The 24,976-nt window shown below is 70.7% G+C and carries 20 protein-coding genes; 13 read left to right on the plus strand and 7 right to left on the minus strand.

Features of this window, described 5'->3' with window-relative positions:
* Window positions 1-5: 5 nt before the first annotated feature.
* From GGQ63_RS09240 to GGQ63_RS09250, 3 genes are read right to left on the minus strand one after another with little or no spacing between them, the layout of a single operon-like run.
* Entirely contained in the window at window positions 6-2,822 is a 2,817-nt protein-coding gene (locus GGQ63_RS09240; protein ID WP_183854947.1) for a DUF4159 domain-containing protein, read from the minus strand.
* The gene (locus GGQ63_RS09245) at window positions 2,819-3,742 is read right to left on the minus strand and encodes a DUF58 domain-containing protein (RefSeq protein WP_183854949.1); all 924 of its coding nucleotides are present in this window, start codon (window positions 3,740-3,742) and stop codon (window positions 2,819-2,821) included. The genes GGQ63_RS09240 and GGQ63_RS09245 overlap by 4 nt, the downstream gene beginning before the upstream one ends.
* 1 nt (window position 3,743) lies before the next feature.
* Window positions 3,744-4,757, minus strand: coding sequence for an AAA family ATPase (locus GGQ63_RS09250; protein WP_183854952.1), 1,014 nt, complete (start codon window positions 4,755-4,757; stop codon window positions 3,744-3,746).
* A 269-nt stretch (window positions 4,758-5,026) separates the two neighbouring features.
* On the opposite strand from GGQ63_RS09250, the gene GGQ63_RS09255 reads away from it, so the two are divergent.
* From GGQ63_RS09255 to GGQ63_RS09270, 4 genes are read left to right on the plus strand one after another with little or no spacing between them, the layout of a single operon-like run.
* Window positions 5,027-5,575, plus strand: coding sequence for a DUF1285 domain-containing protein (locus GGQ63_RS09255; RefSeq protein ID WP_183854954.1), 549 nt, complete (start codon window positions 5,027-5,029; stop codon window positions 5,573-5,575).
* Window positions 5,572-6,195, plus strand: coding sequence for a CoA pyrophosphatase (locus tag GGQ63_RS09260; protein ID WP_343061121.1), 624 nt, complete (start codon window positions 5,572-5,574; stop codon window positions 6,193-6,195). The genes GGQ63_RS09255 and GGQ63_RS09260 overlap by 4 nt, the downstream gene beginning before the upstream one ends.
* Window positions 6,192-6,449 carry a DUF6111 family protein gene (locus GGQ63_RS09265; RefSeq protein WP_183854956.1) on the plus strand — a complete coding sequence of 86 codons (258 nt, stop codon included), beginning with the start codon at window positions 6,192-6,194 and terminating at the stop codon, window positions 6,447-6,449. Before GGQ63_RS09260 ends, GGQ63_RS09265 begins: the two co-directional genes overlap by 4 nt.
* Window positions 6,446-7,675 carry a CCA tRNA nucleotidyltransferase gene (locus tag GGQ63_RS09270; protein WP_183854958.1) on the plus strand — a complete coding sequence of 410 codons (1,230 nt, stop codon included), beginning with the start codon at window positions 6,446-6,448 and terminating at the stop codon, window positions 7,673-7,675. Before GGQ63_RS09265 ends, GGQ63_RS09270 begins: the two co-directional genes overlap by 4 nt.
* Window positions 7,676-7,771: 96 nt before the next feature.
* On the opposite strand, the gene GGQ63_RS09275 is transcribed toward GGQ63_RS09270, so the two are convergent.
* The gene (locus tag GGQ63_RS09275) at window positions 7,772-8,755 is read right to left on the minus strand and encodes a magnesium transporter CorA family protein (protein ID WP_183854960.1); all 984 of its coding nucleotides are present in this window, start codon (window positions 8,753-8,755) and stop codon (window positions 7,772-7,774) included.
* Between the two features lie 165 nt (window positions 8,756-8,920).
* On the opposite strand from GGQ63_RS09275, the gene GGQ63_RS09280 reads away from it, so the two are divergent.
* The 6 genes from GGQ63_RS09280 to GGQ63_RS09305 all read left to right on the plus strand — a co-directional run bounded on the left by GGQ63_RS09280 (window position 8,921) and on the right by GGQ63_RS09305 (window position 15,632).
* The gene (locus GGQ63_RS09280) at window positions 8,921-9,400 is read left to right on the plus strand and encodes a DUF992 domain-containing protein (protein ID WP_183854962.1); all 480 of its coding nucleotides are present in this window, start codon (window positions 8,921-8,923) and stop codon (window positions 9,398-9,400) included.
* A gap of 192 nt (window positions 9,401-9,592) precedes the next feature.
* Window positions 9,593-11,653 carry an elongation factor G gene (locus GGQ63_RS09285; protein WP_183854964.1) on the plus strand — a complete coding sequence of 687 codons (2,061 nt, stop codon included), beginning with the start codon at window positions 9,593-9,595 and terminating at the stop codon, window positions 11,651-11,653.
* Between the two features lie 119 nt (window positions 11,654-11,772).
* Window positions 11,773-12,750, plus strand: a complete 978-nt coding sequence (gene msrP / locus GGQ63_RS09290; RefSeq protein ID WP_183855417.1) for a protein-methionine-sulfoxide reductase catalytic subunit MsrP — start codon at window positions 11,773-11,775, stop codon at window positions 12,748-12,750.
* 592 nt (window positions 12,751-13,342) lie between these two features.
* Window positions 13,343-13,978: a glutathione S-transferase family protein gene (locus GGQ63_RS09295; RefSeq protein ID WP_183855420.1), complete on the plus strand. Its 636-nt coding sequence runs from the start codon at window positions 13,343-13,345 to the stop codon at window positions 13,976-13,978.
* Window positions 13,979-14,159: 181 nt separating this feature from the next.
* On the plus strand, window positions 14,160-14,384 hold the full coding sequence (locus tag GGQ63_RS09300; RefSeq protein ID WP_183854966.1) for a hypothetical protein: 225 nt from the start codon (window positions 14,160-14,162) through the stop codon (window positions 14,382-14,384).
* Between the two features lie 96 nt (window positions 14,385-14,480).
* Window positions 14,481-15,632, plus strand: coding sequence for a PQQ-dependent sugar dehydrogenase (locus GGQ63_RS09305; protein WP_183854968.1), 1,152 nt, complete (start codon window positions 14,481-14,483; stop codon window positions 15,630-15,632).
* A gap of 519 nt (window positions 15,633-16,151) precedes the next feature.
* Here the strand turns inward: GGQ63_RS09305 and GGQ63_RS09310 are convergent.
* Together GGQ63_RS09310 and GGQ63_RS09315 are read right to left on the minus strand one after the other, a co-directional pair.
* Entirely contained in the window at window positions 16,152-17,591 is a 1,440-nt protein-coding gene (locus GGQ63_RS09310) for a phospholipase D-like domain-containing protein (protein ID WP_183854970.1), read from the minus strand.
* Window positions 17,592-17,890: 299 nt separating this feature from the next.
* Window positions 17,891-19,093 (minus strand): pyridoxal phosphate-dependent aminotransferase, encoded by a 1,203-nt coding sequence (locus tag GGQ63_RS09315; protein WP_183854973.1) that lies wholly within the window; start codon window positions 19,091-19,093, stop codon window positions 17,891-17,893.
* Window positions 19,094-19,254: 161 nt separating this feature from the next.
* On the opposite strand from GGQ63_RS09315, the gene GGQ63_RS09320 reads away from it, so the two are divergent.
* The 3 genes from GGQ63_RS09320 to GGQ63_RS09330 are packed head-to-tail and all read left to right on the plus strand — an operon-like array spanning window position 19,255 to window position 23,231.
* Entirely contained in the window at window positions 19,255-20,505 is a 1,251-nt protein-coding gene (locus GGQ63_RS09320; RefSeq protein WP_183854975.1) for an AAA family ATPase, read from the plus strand.
* On the plus strand, window positions 20,424-21,116 hold the full coding sequence (locus tag GGQ63_RS09325; RefSeq protein ID WP_183854977.1) for a DUF4276 family protein: 693 nt from the start codon (window positions 20,424-20,426) through the stop codon (window positions 21,114-21,116). The genes GGQ63_RS09320 and GGQ63_RS09325 overlap by 82 nt, the downstream gene beginning before the upstream one ends.
* A 54-nt stretch (window positions 21,117-21,170) precedes the next feature.
* Window positions 21,171-23,231: a M3 family metallopeptidase gene (locus tag GGQ63_RS09330; protein WP_183854979.1), complete on the plus strand. Its 2,061-nt coding sequence runs from the start codon at window positions 21,171-21,173 to the stop codon at window positions 23,229-23,231.
* A gap of 10 nt (window positions 23,232-23,241) precedes the next feature.
* On the opposite strand, the gene GGQ63_RS09335 is transcribed toward GGQ63_RS09330, so the two are convergent.
* On the minus strand, window positions 23,242-24,849 hold the full coding sequence (locus GGQ63_RS09335) for a DHA2 family efflux MFS transporter permease subunit (protein ID WP_183854981.1): 1,608 nt from the start codon (window positions 24,847-24,849) through the stop codon (window positions 23,242-23,244).
* Window positions 24,850-24,976: the final 127 nt, after the last annotated feature.

Genomic DNA, 24,976 nt, shown 5'->3' on the forward strand with positions numbered 1-24,976 from the left:
GGGCCTCACTGGCCGAGCCGTTCGAGGAGGGCCGGGACGTGAACCTGGTCGGCCTTGTAATTGCCGGTGAGGGTATACATCACGATGTTCACGCCGGTGCGCAGCGCCATCTCGCGCTGGCGCGGGTCGGGCGGCACGGTCGGGTAGAGCCACTGCCCGGAATCGTCCATCGCCCAGGCGGCGGCGAAGTCGTTCTCGGTGATCAGCACCGAGGACACGCCGTCGCCGGGCCGGGCCGGCCGGTCGGCGGTCGCGGGGTCCGTTTCGTCGCCCGCCGAGGCCTCGACCCAGAGCGGTCCGCCCTCATAGCGGCCGGGAAAATCCCCGAGCAGATAGAAGGCCTTGGTCAGCACGTGATTGCCCGGCACCGGCTCGAGGGGCGGGATGTCGAGATCGCGCAGCATGGCCCGGAGCCGCTCCGCCGCGGGCGTGCCGGCGAAGGCGGTTCCGGCCCGGTCGATCTGGTCGCGCGTGTCGAAGAGCACCGAGCCGCCCTCCTTCATATAGGCGCCGAGCCGGGCGAGGGCGGCCGAGTCCGGCATCGGCGCCGCGGCGTCGACCGGCCAGTAGAGGAGCGGGAAGAAGGCGAGCTCGTCACGGGCGAGATCGACACCGATCGGCTCGCCCGGCTCGAGCGTGGTGCGCTCGGAGAGAACGCGCGAAAGGCCGGCAAGGCCCTGCCGGCTGATCTCGTCGACAGCCGGATCGCCGGTCATCACATAGGCGAGATGGGTGGCGTTGGCCGCCTCGACGAAGAAGGCGTCGCCGGCCGGGTCCGCCGTCTGGGCGAGGGCGGGCGGCGGCGCTGCGGCAAGCAGCAGCGCGCCGCCGAGGAGGGCCGCGGCGGCGGCGCGGCGGCGGAGCCGCAGGCCGCCCTGGAGCGCCATGACGGCGAGCGCGTCGGCGGCGAGAAGGACGAAGGCGAGGAGGAGCAGCGGCGGCGCGAGATCGCGCGGCTTGGTGGTCGGATAGGCCGCTACGGTCGCGCCCGCCAGCGCCCGCGCATCGAAAGGCGGGAAGGCGGCATCGCGGTCGAGGAGGTTGACGGCGCGGAAGCCGTCCTCGGCGCCGTAGAGGCCCGGCGGCGTCTGCCGTCCGGGCGCGATCGGGCCGGCGCCCCCGGCGAGCGGCCGGGCGTTGGGGTCGGATGTGGCGAAGCGGCCGAAGCCGTCCAGCAGCCGGAAGGGTGGCAGCAGCGCGCCGGCGGCTTCGCCCGGCGCATCGCCGCTCGGGCGGGCGGCCGAGAAGGCGATGATCCGGCGCAGCATCTCGACGAAGGTCCCGGAAAGGGGGAGGTTCGACCAGGTGGTGTCGGCGGTGACGTGGAAGAGCACGATCGAGCCGGAGCCGAGCCGGCCCGCGGTGACGAGCGGCGTGCCGTCGGCGAGCGTCGCCCAGGTGCGATCGGGCAGCGTGCCGTCGGGCTCGGCGAGCACCTGCCGGGTGACCTCGACGTCGTCCGGCACGGCAAGGCCGGCGAAGGGGCCGGCTGCGGAGAAGGCGGCGAGCTTCTGCGGCGTCTGCCAGGAGAGGCTGCCGCCGAGCACGCGGCCGCCGGCGCGCAGCCGGACCGGCACGAGCGCGTCCGGCTCGCCGGTCGCTCCGGCGAGCCGGGGGCCGGCGAAGCGCAGCAGCGTGCCGCCGGCCCGGACGAAGGCGGCGACGCGGGCTTCGGTCTCGGGCGGCAGCGTGCCGATATCGGCCATGGCGATGACCGAGACGCCGGCATCGATCAGCTCCGGGATGGCGACCGCGGCATTCGCCTCGCGCGGGGCGATCGGATCGGCGAAGGGCGCGACGGCGCGCTCGATGTAATAGAGCGGCGAGAGGAGGGGCTGTGCGGTATCGCTCGACGCGCCGGAGATCAGGCCGATGCGCCGCCGCCGGAAGCGCTCGTCGACGAGCTGGACGGCGCCGGCCGTCGCCTCTCCGGCCATGTCGAGGCGGACGATCTCGTTGCGCAGTTCCACCGGCAGGGTGAAGCGCGCGGTGGCGGTCGCCGCACCGGCGGGGAAGGAGAAGCCGGCCTCGCCGACGATGCGGCCCTGCAGGTCGAGCGCCCGCACGACACCCGCATCGGCGGCGGCGGTCTGGTTGCGCAGCAGCGGCACGGCGAGCGCGTCGGCCGAGGAGTCGGGCGGCAGCAGGCCGCCGAGCCTCTCGCCGGGATCGCTGTAGACGGTCGCCGGCGCGGCGATGCGGCTGCCGAGGAAGGCGGCGAAACGCTCGGCATCGGCGCCGCCGATCCCCTCGGCGAGCCAGGCCACCCCGCCGAACGGCGTCCGGCCCGCCGCCGCGGCAAGCGGTGCTTCGAGGGCAGCGCGGTCGCTCGCATAGGGGCGCGGCGCGAGCGCGTCGAGCCGGGCCCGCGCGGCGGCGGCATCGCCGGGCGCGAGCTCCTGGTCGGCGCCGTCGGCGCTGGCGGCGAGCGCGATCGGCCGGCCGGCGGCCTCGGCGAGCGCGACGATGCGGCGTGCCGTCTCGATCCGGCCCGCCCAGCCGGCGGCGGAGGACCAGCCATTGTCGATGACGATCAGGAGCGGGCCTTCGCCCGGCGCGGTCTCGTCGGACGGACGCCAGACCGGTCCGGCGAGCGCGAGGATGATGAAGGCGGCGAGGAGGAGCCGCAATGCGGTGAGCCACCAGGGGCTGCGCGCCGGCTCCTCCTCGCGCTTCGCGAGCTCGGCGAGGATGCGGGCGGGCGGAAAGCGCTCGAGCCGCGGCCGCGGCGGGGTGAGCCGCAACAGCCACCAGATCGCCGGCAGGAGGACGAGCGCGGCGAGCACGGCCGGGGCGGCGAAGGCGAGCGGCAGGCCGGTCACGCGGTGCCTCCGGGAGCGGCCCGTTCGGCGAGCCGGGCGTAGAGGGCGAGGAGGGGCTCGGTGGCCGGCCGGTCGGTGCGGTGGGTCATGTAGGACCAGCCGAAACGCCGGCAGAGCCCGCCGAGCCGTTCGCGCCGGGCGGCGAGACGCTGCCGGTAGTCGGCGGCGATCCGTTCGGCACGGCCGACGGTCCAGGTGAAGCCGCTCTCGGGATCGCGGAATTCTGTGCGGCCGGCGAAGGGGAAGGTCTCCTCGACCGGATCGCGCACCTCGACGAGATGGCCGGTCGCGCCCGCGCGGGCGATCGCCGTCAGCCGCGCTTCGATCTCGTCGAGCGGATCGAGGAAATCGCCGAACAGCATCACGTCGGCGAAGCGGCCGATCCGGTCGGCGGCCGGCACACCGCCGGCCAGTACCCGCTCGTCGGCATGGGCGAGGCCGGTCGCCAGCCGCTCGGCGGCGTTGCGGCCGAGGATCGGGTCGGTGAGCCCTGGAAAGCCGACCCGCTCGCCGGCCGCCGACAGCATGTCGGCCATGGCGAGGAGGAGGACGAGCGCACGGTCCCGCTTCGGCGCGGCGGCGAGCGGCGAGCGGAACTGCATCGAGGCCGAGAGGTCGGCCCACAGCCAGACGGTGTGGGTCGCCTCCCACTCCCGCTCGCGGACATAGAGATGATCGTCGCGCGCCGAACGGCGCCAGTCGATCCGGCCGGCGGCTTCGCCGGCGATGAACGGGCGGAACTGCCAGAAGGTCTCGCCCGGCCCGGCGCGGCGGCGGCCGTGCCAGCCGGTCAGCACCGTCGCCGCGACGCGGCGGGCCTCGACGAGGAGGTCGGGCAGGCTCTCGGCGAGCGTCTTCGCGGCGGTGAGCGCCGGGAGGACGGCACCGGCGAGCCCGGCTTCCGCGTCGCGCACCGCCATCTCAGCCGAGCCTTGCCTTGAGGCTCCCGATCACCTCCCGCACGGTGAGGCCATCCGCACGGGCGGCGAAGGAGAGGCTCATGCGGTGCTGCAGCACAGGCTCGGCGAGCGCGAGAACATCGTCGATCGACGGCGCGTAACGGCCGTCGAGCAGCGCCCGGGCGCGCACGGCGAGCATCAGCGCCTGGCTCGCACGCGGCCCGGGACCCCAGGCGATCGCGGCGCCGAGGGTCTTGTCGGCGATCGTGCCGGGCCGCGCCGAGCGGACGAGCTCGAGGATCGCCTCGACGACGCTCTCGCCGACCGGAATGCGGCGGACCAGCTGCTGCATGCGGCGCAGATCCTCGCCCGACATCACCCGCTGCGGCTTCGCCTCCTCCGCGCCGGTGGTCTCGAACAGCATCCGCCGCTCGGCCTCGCGATCGGGATAGACGACGTCGATCTGCAGCAGGAAACGGTCGAGCTGTGCCTCGGGGAGGGGATAGGTGCCCTCCTGTTCGAGCGGGTTCTGCGTGGCGAGCACGTGGAAGGGCGCCGGCAGGTCGTGGCGCTGGCCGGCGACGGTGACATGGTATTCCTGCATCGCCTGCAGGAGGGCCGACTGGGTGCGCGGGCTCGCCCGGTTGATCTCGTCGGCCATCAGGAGCTGCGCGAACACCGGGCCGCGCACGAAGCGGAAGGCGCGCCGTCCCTCGGCATCGGTGTCCATCACTTCGGAGCCGAGAATGTCGGAGGGCATCAGGTCGGGCGTGAACTGGACGCGCCGCTCCTCGAGCCCGAGCACGATGCCGAGCGTCTCGACGAGCTTCGTCTTGGCGAGGCCCGGCACGCCGATCAAAAGACCGTGACCACCGGCGAGCAGGGTGACGAGGACCCGCTCGATCACCGTCTCCTGGCCGTAGATGACCCGGCCGATCGCGGCCTTCGCCGCGCCGATCGAGGCGAGCGCGGCATCGGCTTCCTCGACGAGGGCGGCGGGATCGGCGGAAAACTGCGAGTGATGGGGAGCGCTCATACCCGTTCCATATGGTCCTCGGCGCGGCGGCGGCGAGATTGCCGCAACCGGCATGTGATGACGCCTGAGGCCGCCCTCGGCCTCGGATCCTCGCACCCTTGCCGCGCCGGTCACCTCGGGCGGACATCCGGATGGCGGCCGGCGGCCCGGCGATTGCCCTCTCCCGCCCGCCGCACTAATCAGGGAGGCGGCGCGCCGGCCGATGCCCGCCATCGGCGCACGAGCACGACCCGTGAAGGAAAGTGTCGTCCGGAAAGGAGGGCGAAACAATGGCCGTCTCCGCTCTCGATGCTCTCGCCGCCCGGGCCGCCGCAGCATCCGGCCCCCTGCCGGTCGAGCGCTGGGACCCCGCCTGCCGCGGTGCGATCGACATCGCGATCGACCGCGCCGGTGTGTGGTGGCACGAGGGCCGGCCGATCCGCCGCGAAGGGCTCGTGCGGCTGTTCTCCCGGATCTTGCGGCGCGAGCCGGACGGCGGTTACGCCCTCGTCACGCCGCTCGAGAGACTGTCGATCCGCGTCGCGAACGTGCCGCTCCTCGCGGTCGACATGGCGGCCGAAGGGGAGGGGGCGGACGAGCGGCTCGTCTTCCTGACCAATGTCGGCGAGCTCGTCGCCGCCGGTCCCGATCGGCCGCTCCGCTTCACGGTGGAGCCGGGGCGCGGCGATCTCGTGCCCTATCTCACCGTCCGCCCGGGCATCGAGGCCCGGCTCGAGCGGGCGCTCGTCATGCCCCTCGTCGAGCGCGGCCAGGTCGAGGGCGGCCTCTTCGGCGTCCGCTCCGCCGGCGTCTTCTTCGCGATCGGGGCGGCGCCGTGACGGCGGGGGATCCTTTCGCGCCGGCGGCGTTCTTCCCCTTCGCGCGTGAGCGGCTCGACCCCGCCCCGCCGCCGGCCGAGCGCGCCCGGCCGATCAATCCCGAGCGGCCGATGCCGCGCATGGCGCTGCGCGACGCCGCCGTGCTCATTCCGATCGTCGCGCGGGAGACGGCGAGCGTGCTGCTCACCCGGCGCACGCTGACGCTCAGGAAGCATGCGGGCCAGATCGCCTTTCCCGGCGGCGCGATCGACCCGACCGACCGCGACGCGGCGGATGCGGCGAAGCGCGAGGCGTTCGAGGAGGTCGGCCTTTCCGCCGACAAGATCGAGACGATCGGCTTTCTCGATCCCTATCTCGTCGGCACCGGCTACCGGATCACGCCCGTGGTGGCGAAGGTCGATCCCGACCATGCGCTCGTGCTCAATCCGGCCGAGGTCGACGCCGCCTTCGAGGTGCCGCTCGCCTTTCTGATGACGGAGGCCAATCATCGCCGCGGCACGCGCGAATTCGAGGGCGTGCGCTATCATTTCTACGAGATGCCCTATGACGATCACTATATCTGGGGTGTGACGGCCGGCATCGTGCGCGGCCTCTATGAGAGGCTCTATCGCGGCTCATGATCCGGATTCTCGCCTTCAATCTCGTCTGCTTCGCCATTCCCTTCCTCGCTTATGCGGTGTGGCGGCGGGTGAGGGGCGTGCGGCCGGGCACGCCGTGGCCCTTCCTGGTCATGGCGCGGCTCGCGGCGGCGGGCGTCGTTCTCGTCCTTCTCGGCCTCCTCGCCGTGATGTCGTTCTCGGGCGGCGGCCCGGGATCGGTCTACCGGCCGGCGGTGCTGCGCGACGGCGTCATCGTCCCCGGCCATTTCGAATGACCCCGCCCTCGCTGGCGGCGGCGGATTTCCTCGCCGACGCGCTCGTCGCGCGCGTGCTTTCAGAGCTTTCGACCGCGGGCGAGGAGGCCCGGGTGATCGGCGGCGCGGTGCGCAACGCGCTGCTCGGCGAGCCGGTCGACGAGGTCGACATCGCCACGACGGCCGTGCCGGCGGAGGTGACCCGGCGGATGGGCGCGGCGGGGCTGAAGGTGGTGCCGACCGGCATCGAGCACGGCACGGTGACGGTGGTCGGCCTCGGCCGCGCGGTCGAGGTGACGACGCTGCGCGAGGACGTCGAGACCGACGGCCGCCGCGCCGTCGTCCGCTTCGGGCGCGACTGGACGGCCGATGCGCGGCGGCGCGACTTCACCATCAATGCGCTCTCGGTCGGGCTCGACGGGGCGCTCCGTGATCCGATCGGCGGCTATCCCGACATCGTGGCGCGCCGCATCCGGTTCATCGGCGCGGCGGAGCGGCGGATCGCCGAGGACCGGCTGCGCGTGCTGCGCTTCTTCCGCTTCCACGCCCGCTACGGCTCGGGGCCGCCGGACGGCGAGGGGCTTTCGGCCTCGATCCGCGCCCGGCACGATCTGCGCAGCCTGTCGGCGGAGCGGATCGGCCAGGAGATGAAGAAGCTCGTCGTCGCGCCGGGCGCGGCGGCGACCGTCGCGGTGATGCAGGAGAGCGGCATCCTGCCGCTGGTGCTTTCCGGCGTCGCCGATCTCGCCGGCTTCGCGCGCCTCGCGGCGTTCGAGGCGGAGACGGGCCGTGCGCCGGAGCCGGCCGTGCGGATGACCGCACTCGCGGTGCGCACAGCCGAGGATGCGCTGCGGCTCACCGAACGGCTGCGGCTGTCGAACGCCGAGCGCGACCGGATGCTCGCCGCGCTCGCGGCCCTGCCGGTCCTCGCCATGTCCTCGGGCGAACGCGGCGACCGGGCGGCGCTCTACCGGCTCGGTGCCCGGGCCTATGGCGACGGCGTGCTGCTGGCGCTGGCGCGCGGCCTCGTGCCGCCGGCGGCCGCGCCGGCCCGGCTCACCCTGCCGGACCGCTGGACGCCGCCGCGCTTTCCGCTCTCGGGGCGCGACGTGACGGCCGCCGGCATCAGGGGGCCGGCGGTCGGCGTGCTGCTCCGCACGCTCGAAGACGGGTGGATCGCCGAGGATTTCGAGCCCGACGCCGCCGCGCTGCGCCGCCGCCTTCAGGCTGTCCAGCAGGCGCAGTGATCCCGCGCCCCCGTTCTCGCGGAATGGAAGGGTGAGGGGATGCCGGGCGCTGCCGCGGTCCGCGGGAGAGGGCGAAGAGCGGAACGCCGGGATGCGCTACAGCCAGCCGCGGCGCTTGAAGAAGAGGTAGGGGAGGAGCGCCGAGATCGCCATGGCGAGAAGGGCGAGCGGATAGCCGAAGGTCCAGTGCAGTTCGGGCATGTCGTCGAAATTCATGCCGTAGATCGTGCCGATCAGGGTCGGCGGCAGCACCACCGTGGCGGCGACGGTCAGCACGCCGATCACCTCGTTCTGCTCGGTCGAGATGAGGCCGAGCGTCGCGTCGAGCAGGAAGTTGATCTTCGACAGCACGAAATTGACGTGGTCCTCGAGCGAACGGACGTCGCGCAGCGCGAGCTTCATGCGGTTGCCGGCGGCGCCCTTGCCGTAGATTCCCTTCAGCATCGTATTCGCGAACTGCACCAGCCGCTCGATCGAGGCGAGACTCTCGCGCGCCTTCGACGCGAGGTCGCCATGCGTGCCGATGTCGCCGATCAGGGCGGACAGGCGGCGGCCGCGGCGGCGGGCGTCGCGGCGGGCGACGAACACCTCGCGGTTCAGCCGGTCGACCTCGCCGCTCACATGTTCGATCACGTCGGCCGTGCGGTCGACGAAGGCCTCGATCAGGCCGAGGAACACGCCCGAGGCATCCTCGCAGCCGTTCGAGGGCTTCGCCCGGGCGAGGAAGCTGCGGAAGGCGCGCATGTCGTCATAGCGCAGCGTGACGATCCGCTCGCCCGAGACCGCGAAGATGAAGGGGGTCAGCACCGGGCTGCCGAGATCGATGCCGGCGAGCACCGAGGCGGTCATGAACACCGCCCCGTCCTCGGCATAGAAGCGGCTCGAGAACTCGATCTCCTGGCTCTCCTCGCGAGACGGGATCTCGGCGCCGAGAAAGGCCTGCGCCAGCGCCTCCTCCTCGGCGGTCGGGATATAGAGGTCGATCCAGCGCGCCTCCGGCGGCACGCGCTCGACCCCGTCCGGACCGAGCGTCGGCAGGACTTCGGGACCCCGCGCCCCGATGGCATAGGCGATCAGCATCTTCCTCACCTTCGGGGAAAGAGGCATGGTGGAGCCGCGAGTGGGGACATGGCGAGCGGCGCCGGTCAAGTGCGGCGCGCCCGCCTCGTTCCCGTCGCGACACGCCGCCGCAACGGCGCCAGAATCCTGCGCATCCTCAGGATGCGATCGAACGGAGACCATCGAATGACAATCAAGACACTCGCCCTCGCCGCCGGCACGGCGCTTCTCGCCTTCGCCGCCGCCGCCCCGGCCTCGGCGCAGAGCGGGGTCAAGATCGGCCTGCTCGAATGCACGGTCGATCCCGGGCTCGGCTTCGTGCTCGGCTCGGCGAAGGGCATGGAATGCACCTTCCGGCCGAACCAGGGCCATCCCGAGCATTATGCCGGCACCATCACCAAGCTCGGCATCGATGTCGGCTTCACCGAGCGGACCCTGATCGTCTGGGCGGTGATCGCGCCGCATGCCGGCCTGCCGGACGGCGCCCTGCAGGGCACCTATGGCGGCGTCTCGGCCGAGGCGACGGTCGGCGGCGGGCTGGGCGCCAACGTGCTCGTCGGCGGGCTCGAGGACTCCGTTTCGCTGCAGCCGGTCAGCGTTCAGGGCCAGGTCGGCCTCAACGCCTCGCTCGCCGTTTCGGCGCTGCGCCTCACCTACCAGCGCTGAACGACGCCGCGACGCGGACAGCCTTCCGCGTGCGCCGCCCGCCCATCCGGCGGGCGGCGTTTCTTTTGCCGGCGACGCTTGCAAGCGTCGCGGATCGGCGCGACCATCCTCCACGGGGCCGGGAAACGGCCCGGCTCCGGATCATCACGGGCGAGGCCGCCCGAGAACAATCGATGAACGGAGGACAACGCCATGGACAAGGATGGAGGTGGCGCCGGCAGAAGAGCCGGTCCCCGAACCGTCGCCCTCGTCGGACCGATGGGCACGGGCAAGACGACGCTGCTCGAGGCGATCCTCGCGCGGACGGGCGCGGTGCAGCGCCAGGGCGCGGTCGAGGACGGCACGGCGCTCGGCGACGGCTCGGCCGAGGCGCGGGCGCACGGCATGAGCGTCGCGCTCAACATCGCCGAGACCCGCTTCATGGACGAGCCGATCGCCCTTGTCGATGCGCCGGGTTCGATCGAGTTCTGGAGCGCGGCCGAGGCGGCGCTGCCCGCCGTCGATCTCGCCATCGTCGTGGTCGAGGCGGATGCGCGCAAGATCCCGGCCCTGCAGGTGATCCTGAAGCGGCTGGAGACGCTCGGCATCCCGCGCCTCCTCTTCCTCAACAAGATCGACCGCACCGAGATCGGTGTCCGCGCCGCGCTTTCCCTGCTGCAGACGGCGAGCACCGTGCCGCTCGTCGCCCGCCACATCCCGATCCGTCAGCACGACGTCGTCACCGGCTTCATCGATCTGGCGCTCGAACGGGCCTTCATCTATCGCGAGCACGCGACAGCGCTCGAGGTCGACATGACCGACGAGGACCGTGCGCGCGAGGTCGAGGCGCGCTTCCAGATGCTCGAGACGCTCGCCGACTATGACGACGTGCTGATGGAGGAACTGCTCGAGGACGTCCAGCCGAGCCGCGAGACGGTGTTCGCCGACATGATGCGCGAGACCCGGCAAGGGCTCGTCGTGCCGGTGATGATCGGCTCGGCGCTGCACGGCAACGGCGTCCACCGGCTCCTGAAGGCGATCCGCCACGACGCACCCGACATCGCCGAGACCGGTGTCCGGCTCGGCGTCGAGGCGGGCGAGGACGCGGTGGTGCAGATCGTCGGGACGATCCACACCGGCCATGCCGGCAAGCTCTCGATCGGCCGTGTGCTCGCCGGCCGGCTCGGCGAGACGGCGGAGCTCGTCGGGCCGGACGGGCCGGCCGGCCGCGCCTCCGGCCTCGTGCGCATCCTCGGCGGCCAGACGGTGAGGCGCGGCGCGGCGCTGCCGGGCGAACTCGTCGGCCTGTCGAAGGTCGAGGGCGCCCGCACCGGCATGACGCTTTCCACCGGCCGGAGCGCGCCGCGCCAGATCGCCCCCTTCGCGCCGCCCGCCCCGGCGATCGAGATCGCCATCGCGCCGCTCGAGCGGAAGGACGACGTCAAGCTGTCCGCGGCGCTCGCCAAGCTCGTCGAGGAGGACCCCGGCCTGACGCTGCGCCAGGCGGAGGAGACCGGCGAGACGATTCTCGGCGGCCAGGGCGAAATGCATCTGCGCGTCGCGACGGAGCGGCTCGCCGGCCGCTTCGGCCTCGCCATCGAGACGCGCGAACCGGCGATCCGCTATCGCGAGACGATCCGCGGCGCCGCCTCGGTGCGCGGCCGGCACAAGAAGCAGTCGGGCGGGCACGGCCAGTATGGCGACTGCGCGCTCGAGATCCGGCCCTTGCCGCGCGGCAGCGGCTTCCGCTTCGAGGACGCGATCACCGGCGGCGTCGTGCCGCGCAACTACATTCCGGCGATCGAGGCGGGCGCCGCCGACGCCCTCAAGGCCGGGCCGCTCGGCTTCCCGGTCGTCGATGTCGCGGTGCGGCTCGTCGACGGCTCCTATCACAGCGTCGATTCCTCCGATCAGGCCTTCCGCATGGCGGCGCAGATCGGCATGCGCGAGGGGCTGGAGGCCTGCGGCGCGGTGCTGCTCGAACCGGTGCTGCGGGTCGGGATCGCCGCGCCCTCCGAGGCGACGCCGCGCATCAACACGCTCGTCACGCAGCGGCGCGGCCAGATCCTCGGCTTCGACGTGCGGGAGGGGTGGCCGGGCTGGGACGTCGTCGAGGCGCTGATCCCGGAGGCGGAGATGCGCGGGCTGATCGTCGAGCTGCGCTCGGTGACGGCGGGCGTCGGCTCGTACGTCGCCCGCTTCGATCATCTCGCCGAGCTCGCCGGCCGGCTCGCCGAGCAGGCGGCGGAGCGGGCGCGCCGTCAGGCGGCATGAAACGGCGACGGGTTTCGCTGCGTATAGAGCGGGAGAAGCGTGCCGCCGCCGGCGGCACGCCATCGTGATTGGCGCCCCCGGGCGCCCCGCTCTAGGACTCCGCGAAAGGGAGAATGGCGATGCTGATCCGCAACAAGCGCCGCTGGGAGATCGCCGAACGGGAGGCGACGCCCGAAGCCGCCTTCCTCGACCGCCGCCAGATCCTCGCCGCCGCCGGGCTCGGCGCGGTCGGGCTCGGCGCCGCCGCCCTGCCGCTCGGCGTCACGGGCCGCGCGGCGGCGCAGGAGGCGGACCCGACCGCCGACCTCTACCCGGCGAAGCGGAACGGGAAATTCACCCTCGACCGCGGCCTGACACCGGAAGAGATCAACGCGCACTACAACAATTTCTACGAGTTCAGCACCGACAAGGAACTCGCCGATGCGGCGCAGCGCCTGCGCACCCGGCCCTGGCAGGTGAAATTCGACGGTCTCGTCGAGGCGGAGAAGACGGTCGACATCGACACGCTGATCCGCGCGATGCCGCTCGAGGAGCGGCTCTACCGCCACCGCTGCGTCGAGGCGTGGTCGATGACCGTGCCGTGGACCGGCTTCCCGCTCGCCGCGCTCGTCGCCTATGCGAAGCCGCTCGCCGCGGCGAAATATGTCCGCATGGAGACCTTTCTCGATGCCGACATGGCGCCGGGCCAGAACCAGCCCTGGTATCCCTGGCCCTATATCGAGGGGCTGACGATGGCCGAGGCGACCAACGACCTCGCCTTCATGGTGACCGGCGCCTATGGCAAGCCGGTGATGAAGCAGATGGGTGCGCCGCTGCGGCTGGCGACGCCCTGGAAATATGGATTCAAGTCGATCAAGTCGATCGTCCGCTTCTCCTTCGTCGAGGAGCGGCCGGTCGGGCTCTGGGAGGCGCTGCAATCCTCCGAATACGGCTTCTGGGCGAATGTGAACCCGGAAGTGCCGCATCCGCGCTGGAGCCAGGCCGAGGAGCGCGTGCTGCACACCGGCGAGCGCGTGCCGACGCTGCTCTTCAACGGCTATGCCGAGGAAGTGGCCGGGCTCTACAAGGGGCTCGAGAACGAACCGCTCTATATGTGAGCAGAGGGAGGGCCGTCACGGCCCTCTGCCTTCTCTTTGGGCGGCGCCGTGTCTCGACCGCGCGACGCCCTCTCCGCGGTCTTTCGACCCTGCCGACCGCAGAGGCGCGTCGAGTCGGCCGGCCCGGAACGAACGGGCAGGATGATCCTTCGAATTTTGAAGCAAACCCTAGAAAAGAAAAAGCCGGGCCACCTTTCGGGACCCGGCAAGTCTATGTCGCTGCGGCAGGGATATCGCAGCGAACACCTTCCAGAGGGAACAGCTGATCCGGAACGCGCCCGTAGGGAGGAGAAACGGGGGCTCCGCAACGCATCAGCTATGGCGTATATGTAATCATAAGGCTGCCTAAACAACCAGCATCGCTGCATTGCAGCTATGCATTTTCGAGATAGCTTGCGGCTCCATCCGGGATGCGCGGCCGACGCCGCCTCGAAACGGCGCAAATCCGCGCCTTTCCGCCTCTTTGCAGTGCAGCGAACCATGCGGCGTTGCGGCGGGCCGCCCATCGCCGACGCTGATGAATTCATGACGAGACGGAATTGGACGCCGGCCTCGCGACGCGGCAATGTGACGGGCCTTCCGGAGAGGAATGATGACGACCGGCCGCTACACGCTCCATTCGATGCAGGATTCCGGCAATTGCTACAAGCCGCGCCTCGCCCTGCATCATCTGGGTATTCCGTTCTCGATCGTCGATGTCGACATCGAGAACGGCGAGAGCCGCACGCCGGATTTCCTCGCCCTCAATCCGAACGGCAAGGTGCCGCTGCTCGTGCTGCCCGACGGCCGGCCGCTCGCCGAATCGAACGCCATGCTCTGCCATCTCGCCGAGGGCTCGGCGCTCGTGCCCGACGACCCTTACGAGCGGGCCTGCGTCTGGCAATGGCTGTTCTTCGAGCAGTACAGCCACGAGCCGCAGATCGCGGTGGCGCGCTATTGGCTGCATCTGAAACCGGGCGGCGCCGCGATGGTGACGGCCGAGCAGATCGCCGGCTGGCAGAAGAAGGGCGCGGCGGCGCTCGGCGTGATGGAGCGGCATCTCGAGCGGGCCGACTGGTTCGGCGAACACCGCTTCTCGATCGCCGACATCGCCCTCTACGCCTATACCCATGTGGCGCACGAGGGCGGCTTCGACCTGTCGCCCTATCCGGCGATCGGCGCCTGGATCGACCGGGTTGCCGGCCTGCCCGGCCACGTCGACATCGCGTGGCGGCCTTCGAACGGTTGAGACGAGCCCCCGGGGTGACGCGCATCACTGCGCCACCACCGCCGGGCGGCTAGATCCTCCCCGTTCACGCCGCCACGATTTCACCACGACATCGGTCGGCCGCCGCCACGGGCGGTCCGAACCACCGCCCCTTTCGTCGCCTTCAATGGCGGCGTGGGGCATCGAGGCACGGGGAAATCCGATGACGGAGCGCGATACGATCGACCGCCGCGAGACCTTGCTGCGGCGCACCTTCCTCGCCTGGGCGGCCGTCTATGTCGCGGTGGTCGCCGGCATTGCGATCAGCCATTTCCTGACCGGGCCGGCGAACGAGCCCTCGCCGCAGCAGCTGATCGCGCGCGGCCATACGGCGGTCCAATATGTGCCGCTCGCGCCGCAGACGGTGCGCCTCGACGAGCCGGGCTGACGCCCGGATCACGACATTGCGTTCGGCGCGTGAACGCACCGGACGCGCGCCGACCCCATTTTGCGCCTGACACCGACCGTCACCGGAGGCGCCAGAATGACCCCGAACCCGAGATCCCTCACCCTCGCCGCGGCCGCGCTCCTCGCGGTCTCCGCCGCACCCGCGGCCGCCGAGACCTTCGAGACGAAGGCCGGCCCGGTTTCCGCCGACATCGTCGCCGAGGGGCTCGAACATCCCTGGGCCGTCGCCTTCCTCCCCGATGGCGCGATGCTCGTCACCGAGCGGCCGGGGCGGCTGCGCATCGTCAGCGGCGGCGCGCTGTCGCCCCCCGTCGAAGGCGTGCCGGAGGTCCACGCCCGCGGCCAGGGCGGCCTGCTCGACGTCGTGCTCGATCCGGCCTTCGGCGAGAACGGGCTCGTCTATCTCTCCTATGCCGAGGCCGGCGAGGGCGGCGCCGGCACGGCGGTCGCCCGCGGCCGGCTGGTGCGCGAGGGCGACACGCCGCGCCTCGCCGATGTCGCGGTGATCTTCCGCCAGAAGCCGAAGGTTTCCGGCAACGGCCATTTCGGCTCCCGTCTCGTCTTCGCGCCGGACGGCCTGCTCTTCGTCACGCTCGGCGAGCGGCAGAAGAAGACGCCGGCGCAGGACCTGATGCAGCATCTCGGCAAGATCGTCCGCATCGCGCCGGACGGCGCGGTGCCGGCGGACAACCCCTTCGTCGGCCGCGCCGACGCGCTGCCCGAAATCTGGAGCTATGGCCATCGCAACCCGCAATCGATCGCGATCGAGCCCGGCACCGGCCGTCTCTTCGAGGTCGAGCACGGTGCGCGCGGCGGCGACGAGGTGAACCTGCCCGAGGCCGGCCGGAACTATGGCTGGCCGGAGATCTCCTATGGCGTCAACTATGACGGCTCGGCGATCGGCGTCGGCACGGAAGCCGAGGGCATGGAACAGCCCGTCCATGTCTGGGATCCGTCGATCGCACCGTCCGGCGCGGCCTTTTATGACGCTGACGCGCTGCCCTTCTGGCGCGGCGATCTCTTCGTCGGCGCGCTCAAATCGCAGCTGCTGGTGCGGCTCGATGTCGAGGACGGCCGCATCGTCGGCGAGGAACGGCTCTTCGAGGGCCGCTTCGGCCGGATCCGCGACGTCCGCCAGGGTCCGGACGGGGCGCTCTACATGGTCACCGATTCCGGCGACGGCGCCGTCATCCGCATCGGCCCGGCCGAGGCCGGAACCGCCGGCTGAGGGATCTGGCGCGTCCGGTCATCCCCTCTCCCCACTCGGCCCGGCTGTTGCCGAGCCGAGCGCGGAAAAGGCGAAGCCGGCAAAAGCCGACTTCGCCGGCGGGAGAGGGGGGAGCCCAGGCGTTGCGCTCGTTCGCCCCGCGCATGCTCGGTCGCAGGTCTGGACAGCGGGTGCCGCCCCCTCTCCCGCTCCGCGGGAGAGGGCTTCCGGCCTCGGCGTCGCAGGGAGCGTCAGCGACCGAGACGCGTAGGCCGGAAGGGTGAGGGTGGCTCGCTTCCCGCTTGCCGATCGAGGAGAAGACCCTCACCCGACCTCTCCCGCAAGCGGGAGAGGGGTTCGTCTCGCTTGCGGGTCGGGTGATCCGATCGGCCGGTGCGGCTTTCCCCTCTCCCGCTCGCGGGAGAGGGCTTCCGGCCTCGGCGTCGCAGGGAGCGGCAGCGACCGAGACGCGTAGGCCGGAAGGGTGAGGGCCCTTCCCTTCTTCTGCCGGACGGGCAAGCTCCGCCCCGCGCGAGGCTCTCAGAGATACGGTGTTGCGAGCCGGAAGGCGGCGTCGCGCAGCCTGGCGGGGAGGGGGCGGGCGGCCATGTCGTCGCGGGTCGCCTCGCGGCCGCGGGCGCGCTTTTCCGCGATGATCGCCTCGATCGTCGCGGCGAAGTCCTCGTCATAGGCCTCGACATTGAACTCGAAGTTCAGCCGCAGGCTGCGCATGTCCCAATTGCCGGAGCCGATCAGCACCCAGGAGCGATCGACCACCATCAGCTTCGAATGGTCGAAGGGCGGATCGGTGAAGACGAAGCGGCAGCCGGCCCGCATCAGCGGCGCGAGCCCGGCCCGCATCGCCCAGTCGAAGAACAGGAAATCGGTCTTCCTCGGCAGCAGGATCTCGACCTCGACGCCGCGCAGCGCGGCGAGCGCGAGCTGTGAGGTGAGCCGGTCGTCGGGCAGGAAATAGGGCGTGACGATCACGATCCGCTCGTGCGCCCGGCCGATCGCCGCGGCGAGCGTCCACAGGAGCTTCTCATTGTCCTCGTCCGGCCCGCTGACGAGGCCGCGCGCCGCCACCCCGCCCGCCGCCTGCTGGCGGGGAAACCAGAGCGGGCCTTCGAGCACCTCGCCGGTGGTGAAGGCCCAGTCGTCGACGAAGCTCGCGACGAGGTGAGAGACGACCGGTCCGGAAAGCCGGAAATGCACGTCCTGCACGCCGTGCGGGCCGTCATAGCGGCCGGAGCGCCACAGGCATTTCCGCCAGACGTTCATGCCGCCGGTGAAGCCGAGCCGGCCGTCGGCGACGAGCAGCTTCTTGTGGTTGCGCAGGTTGAGGAAGGCCATGCGCCACGGCGCGAAGGAATGCATGAAGCGGGCGACCGGCACGCCCGCCTCGAGGAGGCGGGCCGTTCCCCCGGCGCGGAAATAGCCGGAGCCGACCCCGTCGAGGAGCACCCGCACCGCGACGCCGCGCCGATGCGCCGCGGCGAGCGCCTCGACGATCGGGCCGCCGGCCTCGTCGTCGCGGAAGATGTAGCTCGCGAGGAGAACGCTCTTCTGCGCCCCCTCGATCGCCGCCACCATCGCCGGATAGGCTTCGTCGCCGTCGATGAGGGGCTCGATGCGGTTGCCCGAGAGAAGCGGCCAGCCGGTCAGCAGGCTGCCGAGCCGGGCGAGGGGCTTGAGGTTCTCCGCCTCCTCGCGCGGCAGGGTGGAGAGATCGGCGAGATGGCGGGCGGGCGGCGGCCGACGGCCCGGGCCGGTCAGCCGCAGCGCCTTGCGGCGCACCCGGTTGATGCCGAAGATCAGATAGAGCGCCGCCCCGAAGAAGGGCGACAGCCAGGCGACGCCGATCCAGGCGACCGCCGATTGCGGCTGGATCCGCCGCAGGAGGGCGTGCGCCGTCACCGCGCTCGCCAGCACCGTGTGAAGGAGCAGGCTGCCGAGCCACCACGCCGTCTCTTGCGACATCGCTCCCGTTTCCGCCTGGCTGCGCAGGGTTTCTCCGGCCCCTCATATCGGAACGGAGAGGGCAACGCCAAGGCCGGCACGAAGTGCCGGCTCTCCCCGAAAAACCGCCCGCACGAAGTGCCGGCCCTCTCCGAAAAAGCGGCCCGCACGGAGGGCCGCGCTCTGCCGGGGAAAACGGCCGGTGCGAAGTGCCGTCCCGTCTTCGGAAAACGGCGGCTCCGGCCGGAAAAAGAAGAGGGCGGCGGGAGTGCCCGCCGCCCGCTCCGGACGAAGAAATGCGCCGCGGCCGCGGCGGACGGTCAGCGCAGATTGGCGCAGAAGCGCTGGATCCGGCTGCAGGCCTCCTCGAGCAGCGTCTCCGAAGTGGCATAGGAGACGCGGAAGTTCGGCCCGAGGCCGAAGGCGGAGCCCTGCACGACGGCGACGCCTTCCTCTTCGAGGAGGGCGGAGACGAAATCCTCGTCGGTCTTCAGCGTGACGCCGCCGGCGCTCGTCTTGCCGATCGTGTCCTTGACCGAGGGGAAGACGTAGAAGGCGCCCTCCGGGTTCGGGCAGACGATGCCCTTCGCCTGGTTGAGCATCGAGACGACGAGATCGCGGCGCCTGCGGAACAGCTCGGCATTCTTCGGGATGAAGTCCTGCGGGCCGGTCAGCGCCTCGACCGCCGCCCATTGCGATACCGAGGAGGGGTTCGACGTCGACTGCGACTGGATCGTGCCCATCGCCTTGATCAGCTCGACCGGGCCGGCGCCATAACCGATCCGCCAGCCGGTCATCGCATAGGCCTTCGAGACGCCGTTCACCGTCAGCGTGCGGCCGTAGAGCGCGGGCTCGACCTCGGCGATCGTCGAGAACACGAAGCCGTCGAAGACGAGATGCTCGTACATGTCGTCGGTCATGATCCAGACCTGCGGATGGCGCAGCAGCACGTCGGCGAGCGCCCGCAGCTCCGCGCGGGTATAGCCCGCGCCGGTCGGGTTCGACGGCGAGTTGAGGATCAGCCACTTGGTCTTCGGGGTGATCGCCGCCTCGAGCGCCTCGGGGCCGATCTTGAAGCCCTTCTCCTGCGGCCCGACGATCTCGACCGGCGTGCCGCCGCCGAGCGCCACCATTTCCGGATAGGACACCCAGTAGGGCGCCGGCACGATCACCTCGTCGCCGGGGTTCAGCGTCGCCATCAGCGCGTTGTAGAGCACCTGCTTGCCGCCGGTACCGACCGTCACCTGGTTCTGCGCATAGGTGAGGCGGTTCTCGCGCTTGAACTTGTCGACGATCGCCGCCTTCAGCTCGGGCATGCCGTCGACCGCGGTATACTTCGTCTTGCCCTCGCGGATGGCGCGGATCGCCGCGTCCTTGATGTTGTCGGGCGTATCGAAATCGGGCTCGCCGGCGCCGAGCCCGATGACGTCGCGGCCGGCCGCTTTCAGCTCGCGGGCCTTGTTCGTCACCGCGATGGTGGCGGAGGGCTTGATGCGGGAAAGGCTGTCGGCGAGGAAGGCCATCGTCTCGGCTCCGAAATCGGGCGCGTGCCCCGGATTTTGCGGCGCGGAAGCTAGGCCGCGCGTGCGAGGATGGCAAGCGGGGAAGGGGTGGAATGCTGTGGTGCGGCCGGCCAATGTGCTAAGAGAGTTCACCCGCGTCCGGATGCAATCTCGGAATCAGAATGAAAAGCCCCAAGAGCGGATCCCATCACGATCGCAGGTTATCGGCGAAGATAGAGTATCTCCGTATCAAGAATTTTCGTGCGTTGAAGGACGTCGAGCTAAAGAACATTACGCCCCTGACCGTACTCCTCGGCCCGAATGGGAGCGGGAAATCGACCCTGTTCGATGTTTTCGCCTTTCTCTCCGAGTGTTTCGAGTCTGGCCTGCGGCGGGCTTGGGACCGGCGCGGGCGAGCAAAGGAGTTGAAGACGAGGGGATCGACGGGGCCGCTCGTCATAGAGATCAAGTACAAGGAGGATGGCTATCCTCTGATCACATACCACCTGGCTGTCGACGAGCGGGACGGCGCGCCGATCGTCGTCGAGGAATGGCTGAGGTGGAAGCGTGGGAGTTACGGCCAGCCCTTCAGATTTCTCGATTACCGGCAGGGTGTGGGAAAGGCGGTCAGTGGAGATAGACCGGACAAGGAGGACAAGAGGGCCGAGTATCCCCTAAAGTCACCGGATCTCATCGCTGTGAGTGCCCTCGGTCAGTTCGCCGAGCATCCGCGAGCCGCGGCCCTTCGAGAGTTCATCACCGGTTGGTACGTATCCTACCTCTCGATCGACAGTACACGCGGTCAGCCGGAGGTCGGTCCGCAGGAACGGCTGTCTCGGACCGGAGATAACCTCGCGAACGTGGTCCAGTATCTGGAAGAACGGCATCCGGAACAGCTGGCGCGAATATTTGGCGCCTTACGGGCGCGGGTTCCGAGAATCGAACGTGTCGTCGCGGAAGCGATGCCGGATGGCCGGCTCCTCTTGGCGATAAAGGATGCGCCGTTCGAAAGCCCCGTGCTGGCGCGTTTCGTCTCCGACGGTACGCTCAAGATGTTGGCGTATTTGATACTGCTCTACGATCCCGATCCTCCGCCGTTCATCGGAATCGAGGAGCCCGAGAACTTCCTGCATCCTCGCCTTCTTATCGGACTTGCGGAAGAGTGCCGCAGCGCCACGTCGAGAAGTCAGCTTCTGGTGACCACCCATTCCCCCTTCTTCTTGAACGGAATCCGTCCGGAAGAGATTCGCATCCTCTATCGGAACGAGGACGGATACACCGAAATCCGGTGCGCCGCAGACATTAGGGGGGTGCGAGAGTTCATGAAGGAGGGCGCGCTTGCCGGAGACCTATGGATGGAAGGTCACTTCGGGGTGGGCGACCCTCTCTCCAATCAAGGCGCCCCGTCTCGCAGGCAGGGGACTGGCAATTGAGAGCGACTCATATCGAGTTCCTCGTCGAGGAGTATTCGATGGAGATATTCCTTCAGAACGTCGTGCCGCGGATCGTTCCCGACATCGAATTCAGCGTTCACGCCCATCAGGGAAAGTACGATCTCCTCCGCAAATTGCGGAAACGTTTGAAGGGCTATGCACAGTGGCTCCCGAAGGATCGGCGCATCGTCGTACTCGTCGACCGCGACGATGAGGCCTGCGAAGAACTCAAGCACCGCCTCGAAGATGACGCCAAGGCCGCCGGGCTATCGAGTCGCACGGCTTCCGGCAGCGCGGACTGGCAGGTCGTCAGCAGGATCGCCGTAGAAGAACTGGAAGCTTGGTATTTCGGCGATTGGGACGCCGTTCGAACCTGCTATCCAAAGGTTCCCGCGACGGTTGCTAACCGCGCCGGCTATCGAAGCCCCGATGCGATCAAAGGCGGGACCTGGGAGCAGTTGGAGCGTGTCCTCCAAGCGGCGGGCTATTTCAAAGGAGGTCTTGAGAAACTCGCGGTGGCGAACGCCGTCGGCACTCGGTTCGACCCGCAACGGTGTTCGTCGCCCAGCTTCGTCCGGTTCCGCGACGTCCTGCTCGAGGCCACGGCCTGAGTTTCCCACATTCCACACATCGATCCGCTCTCCCGCCTCGCGAAGGACCCGCCCTTGTCCGATCTCGCCGCCAATCCGCTGTTGCAGCCCTTCGAGACGCCGTTCGAGGCGCCGCCCTTCTCGGCCGTCGCGCCGGAGCATTACCGGCCGGCCTTCGATGCCGGGATCGCCGCGCATCGCGCCGAGATCGAGACGATCGCCGCCGATCCCGCGCCGCCCACCTTCGAGAACACGATCGCCGCGCTCGAACGGAGCGGGCGGACGCTGTCGCGCGTCGCCGACATCTTCTTCAATCTGACGAGCGCCGAGACGAGCGACGCGCTCGAGGCGATCGAGCGCGACATCGCCCCCGTGCTCGCCCGCCATTCGAACGCGCTGTGGCTCGACGATCGCCTCTTCGCCCGCGTCGACGCGCTGATGAAGGCCGGCCCGGCCGGGCTGACCGACGAGCAGGCGCGCGTGCTCGAGCGCTACCACACCGCCTTCCGCCGCTCCGGCGCCGGGCTCGACGGCCCGACCAAGGACCGGCTCGCCGCGATCTCGGAGCGGCTCGCGACGCTCGGCACCACCTTCGGCCAGAACGTGCTCGCCGACGAGAAGAGCTGGTTCCTGGTGCTCGAACACGAGGCCGATCTCGAGGGCCTGCCGGATTTCGTGCGCGATGCGGCGGCGAAGGCGGCCGAGGATCGCGGCCTCGCCGGCCGCTTCGTGGTGACGCTGTCGCGCTCCTCGATCGAGCCCTTCCTGCAGTTCTCCGCCCGGCGGGACCTGCGCGAGCTCGCCTTCCGCGCCTGGATCGCCCGCGGCGAGGCGGGCGACACCGACAATCGCGGCATCATCGCCGAGACGGTGGCCCTGCGCGCCGAGCGGGCGAGGCTGCTCGGCTATCATAGCTTCGCCGATTACCGGCTGTCGGATTCGATGGCGCGGACGCCCGACGCCGCGCTCGGGCTGCTGACCTCGGTATGGACGGCGGCGCGGACCCGCGCGCTCGAAGAGGCGGCGGCGCTCGAGGAGATCGCCCGCGACGAGGGCGACAATGCCCCGCTCGCCCCCTGGGACTGGCGCTATTACGCCGAGAAGCGCCGCAAGGCCGAGTTCGATCTCGACGAGAGCGCGGTCAAGCCCTACCTGCAGCTCGAGAAGATCATCGCGGCGGCGTTCGACACCGCGACGAAGCTGTTCGGGCTCGCCTTCACGCCGCGGCCGGACGTGCCGGTCTACCATCCGGACGTGCGCGCCTGGGAGGTGACCGACGCTGAAGGCCGGCATGTCGGCCTCTTCCTCGGCGATTATTTCGCCCGGCCCTCCAAGCGCTCCGGCGCCTGGATGAGCGGCTATCGCAGCCAGGAGCGGTTCGACGGCGAGGTGCGGCCGATCATCGTCAATGTGATGAACTTCTCGAAGCCGTCCGATGGCGAGCCGGCGCTGCTCTCCTTCGACGATGCCCGCACCCTCTTCCACGAGTTCGGCCACGGCCTGCACGGCCTCCTCTCCGACGTCTCCTATCCCTTCATCTCGGGTACGAGCGTCGCGCGCGACTTCGTCGAATTCCCCTCGCAGCTCTATGAGCACTGGCTCGAACGGCCGGAAGTGCTGTCGCGCTTCGCGGTCCATTACCGCACGGGCGAGCCGATGCCGAAGGCGCTGCTCGACCGGCTGCTCGCGACGCGGAACTTCAATCAGGGCTTCGCGACCGTCGAATACACCGCTTCGGCGCTGTTCGATCTCGACATCCACCGGCTCGCCGAGCCGGGCGCGCTCGACGTGACGGAGTTCGAGAAGGCGGAACTCGACCGGATCGGCATGCCGGAGGCGATCGTGCTCCGCCACCGCCCGCCGCATTTCCAGCACGTCTTCGCCGGCGACGGCTATTCGTCCGCCTATTATTCCTATCTCTGGTCGGAAGTGCTCGATTCCGACGGCTTCGGTGCCTTCGAGGAGGCGGGCGATCCGTTCGATCCGGCGGTCGCCGAGCGGCTGAAGACCTTCGTCTATTCCGCCGGCTACAGGCGCGATCCGGCCGAGGCCTATCGCGCCTTCCGTGGCCGCGATCCCGACCCCTCCGCGCTCCTGAAGAAGCGCGGCCTCGTCCCGATCGGCGGGGAGGCCTGAGCGGTCCGCCTCAGCCCGCGGCGGGAGGGGGCGACGCCTTCTCCCCCGCACCGGATGCCGGGTCCTCGCGGCCCGGCGTCGTGAGCCAGCCGATCACGCCGGCGAGGATGGCGAGCACGCCGCAGATCGTCGCCGCGGCGGCGAAGCCCATGATGTGGGCGCGGGCGGCGAGGGCCGTCGCCTCCGGTCCGGCGGCCTCCGCCGCGCCGAGCCCACCGAAGCCGGCCGCCGCGACGGTCGCCGCCGCCGTTCCGGTCTCCCCCGACAGCGCCAGCGAGAACCCCATCCCGACCGCGATGCCGAGGCTCGCAACGGCGAGCAGGCCGGCGACGCGGGCAACCGCATTGTTGATGCCCGATGCGGCGCCGCCGCGCTCGGCCGGCGCGGCGTTCATCACCGCGGTCGACAGCGGCGCGACCGTGATCCCCATGCCGAGCCCCATCAGCAGCATGACCGGCAGCATGGCGAGCCAGAAGCCGCCCTGCGCCACCGCCGGGCCGAGCGCGAGGAAGGAAAGGCCGGTCAGCACCGGCCCGAGCGAGAGCAGCGGCCGGACGCCGAAGCGGTCGGCCATCTGGCCGCCGAAGCGCGACAGCACGCCCATCACGACCACGAAGGGCAGGAACACCGAGCCGGCGAGCGCGGCCGGATAGCCGTGCCCGGCGATCAGCGCCGTCGGGAGGAAGAAGAAGGCGCCGGAGAGCGCGAAATAGAGGAGCAGCGTCAGCCCGTTGACGCCGGCAAAGGTGCGGTCGGCAAAGAGCGCGAGCGGCATCATCGGCTGGGCGGTGCGCGCCTCCCAGAGGAGGAAGAGGCCGAGCACCGCCGCCCCGGCGAGCGCGATGCCGAGGAGCAGCGGCGCGCCGAAGGGCCGGTCGGGCGCGCCGAGCGCCGTCAGCCCGTAGGCGACGAGGCCGAGCCCGAGCACGGCGAGGAGGCCGCCCCAATAGTCCATCGTGGCCGCGGCGTGGCGCCGGTCGGCCGCCACCTTCGACGCGGTGAGCCAGAAGGCGGCGAGCGCGAAGGGGACGTTGATCAGGAACAGGAAGCGCCAGGAGGCGAGGTCGGCGAGCGCCCCGCCGACGACCGGCCCGAGCGCCGGCGCGATCGAGGCCGCCGCCGCCCAGGTGCCGATCGCCGCGCCGCGCCGCTCGGGCGGATAGTGGGCGGCGATGAGGGCGAGCGAGCCCGGAACCATCAGCGCGGCGCCGATCCCCTGCACGGCGCGGGCGAGGATCAGGCTGCCGGGCGACCAGGCGAGGCCGCAGGCCGCCGAGGCGATGCCGAACAGGGCGATGCCGAGGAGGAACACCCGGCGCAGCCCGTAGGCGTCGCCGGCCGCCCCGCCGATCAGGGTGAAGGCGGCGAGTGTGAGCGTATAGCCGTTCGCCGCCCATTGCGCCTCGCCGAGCGAGGCGCCGAGCTGGTCGCGCAGGAACGGCAGGGCGATCGTCATGATCGAGCCGTCCATGAAGGCCATGCCCGAGGCGAGGATGGTGGCGAGGAGCACGAAGCCGGCGCCCGGCCGCGTCGTGCCGGCATCCCCCGGGGCCGCCGCGCGCGCATCGGTCCCGCCGGCGCGGATCGCGTCCGTCCCGCTCTCGTCGATCCCGGTCATGCCGCCACCTCGCTGCCTCGCTTCGACTATAGACCCGGTGGCGCGCGCCGCGCGGCGTTTTCCGGCGCGGGCTTGCGTGCCCGCTCCCGCTTCCGCACAGTCCCTCCCGCCCCTGCACAGGAACGCC

The sequence above is a fragment of the Prosthecomicrobium pneumaticum genome (genome assembly GCF_014199915.1).
Classification (GTDB): domain Bacteria; phylum Pseudomonadota; class Alphaproteobacteria; order Rhizobiales; family Kaistiaceae; genus Prosthecomicrobium; species Prosthecomicrobium pneumaticum.

Coding starts and splice junctions, on each gene's coding strand:
- GGQ63_RS09245 (WP_183854949.1), bottom strand. CDS start 3,742: ATGGCGGTGCGCGACGCGGAAGCCGGGCTCGCCGGTGCCGTCCTCCCG.
- GGQ63_RS09250 (WP_183854952.1), bottom strand. CDS start 4,757: ATGAGCGCTCCCCATCACTCGCAGTTTTCCGCCGATCCCGCCGCCCTC.
- GGQ63_RS09255 (WP_183854954.1), top strand. CDS start 5,027: ATGGCCGTCTCCGCTCTCGATGCTCTCGCCGCCCGGGCCGCCGCAGCA.
- GGQ63_RS09265 (WP_183854956.1), top strand. CDS start 6,192: ATGATCCGGATTCTCGCCTTCAATCTCGTCTGCTTCGCCATTCCCTTC.
- GGQ63_RS09270 (WP_183854958.1), top strand. CDS start 6,446: ATGACCCCGCCCTCGCTGGCGGCGGCGGATTTCCTCGCCGACGCGCTC.
- GGQ63_RS09275 (WP_183854960.1), bottom strand. CDS start 8,755: ATGCTGATCGCCTATGCCATCGGGGCGCGGGGTCCCGAAGTCCTGCCG.
- GGQ63_RS09280 (WP_183854962.1), top strand. CDS start 8,921: ATGACAATCAAGACACTCGCCCTCGCCGCCGGCACGGCGCTTCTCGCC.
- GGQ63_RS09285 (WP_183854964.1), top strand. CDS start 9,593: ATGGACAAGGATGGAGGTGGCGCCGGCAGAAGAGCCGGTCCCCGAACC.
- msrP (WP_183855417.1), top strand. CDS start 11,773: ATGCTGATCCGCAACAAGCGCCGCTGGGAGATCGCCGAACGGGAGGCG.
- GGQ63_RS09295 (WP_183855420.1), top strand. CDS start 13,343: ATGACGACCGGCCGCTACACGCTCCATTCGATGCAGGATTCCGGCAAT.
- GGQ63_RS09300 (WP_183854966.1), top strand. CDS start 14,160: ATGACGGAGCGCGATACGATCGACCGCCGCGAGACCTTGCTGCGGCGC.
- GGQ63_RS09305 (WP_183854968.1), top strand. CDS start 14,481: ATGACCCCGAACCCGAGATCCCTCACCCTCGCCGCGGCCGCGCTCCTC.
- GGQ63_RS09310 (WP_183854970.1), bottom strand. CDS start 17,591: ATGTCGCAAGAGACGGCGTGGTGGCTCGGCAGCCTGCTCCTTCACACG.
- GGQ63_RS09315 (WP_183854973.1), bottom strand. CDS start 19,093: ATGGCCTTCCTCGCCGACAGCCTTTCCCGCATCAAGCCCTCCGCCACC.
- GGQ63_RS09320 (WP_183854975.1), top strand. CDS start 19,255: ATGAAAAGCCCCAAGAGCGGATCCCATCACGATCGCAGGTTATCGGCG.
- GGQ63_RS09325 (WP_183854977.1), top strand. CDS start 20,424: ATGGATGGAAGGTCACTTCGGGGTGGGCGACCCTCTCTCCAATCAAGG.
- GGQ63_RS09335 (WP_183854981.1), bottom strand. CDS start 24,849: ATGACCGGGATCGACGAGAGCGGGACGGACGCGATCCGCGCCGGCGGG.